Source organism: Anaerotignum faecicola, from assembly GCA_024460105.1.
GTDB lineage: Bacteria > Bacillota > Clostridia > Lachnospirales > Anaerotignaceae > JANFXS01.
Genome location: JANFXS010000116.1, coordinates 1 through 543, shown reverse-complemented (window position 1 = coordinate 543; position 543 = coordinate 1). Strand labels below are relative to the sequence as shown.

General features: G+C 52.9%; 1 protein-coding gene. It reads right to left on the bottom strand.

Annotated elements, in window-relative coordinates:
• The coding region (locus NE664_13030; protein ID MCQ4727556.1) for a YfhO family protein at positions 1 to 543 on the bottom strand (543 nt) is incomplete at both ends.

The following is a 543-nucleotide window of genomic DNA, read 5'->3' as shown; positions in this document are numbered from 1 at the left end:
CGTAATAGTCGCCCGATACTTCCGGTGTAAAGGTAAAGCTGGTTCCGAGAATCTCGCTCGGCACTTCCTCCAGCACAGGGTCTGCTCCCAGCACCACAGCCAGATCGTTCTGCACGTCCGCGGGATTGGTGATGTCCAGCTGCCAGTTGTCCTCCAGATCGTAAGGCACCATAACGCCTAACGGCAGTGTATATTCATTGCGGTAGAGATACGTATGGTCCTCCACCTCCAGAGGTGTCAGAAGGCCGGTATCCGCCGGTGTCTCGGAATACAGTGCGTATTTCACGGAAAACAGCGAATCTACCAGCGGAGTACTGCCGGTGATACTGTATGCATTGGTGGAGCTCTCACATCCCAGCTTTTTAAAGAACTTCGATAAGTCGGCATTGGCCGTTGACGAGAACAGGGATACGGACGGGAAATTCATCCATGCGCCGTCATTTTTCGTCTTCCTGCTGACCTTTTCCACCCGGTAAAATGTGGGATCGGTAATCCCCTCCGTCAGACTTACGCTGGCGTCATTATCCTTTACGTAGCTGGTTC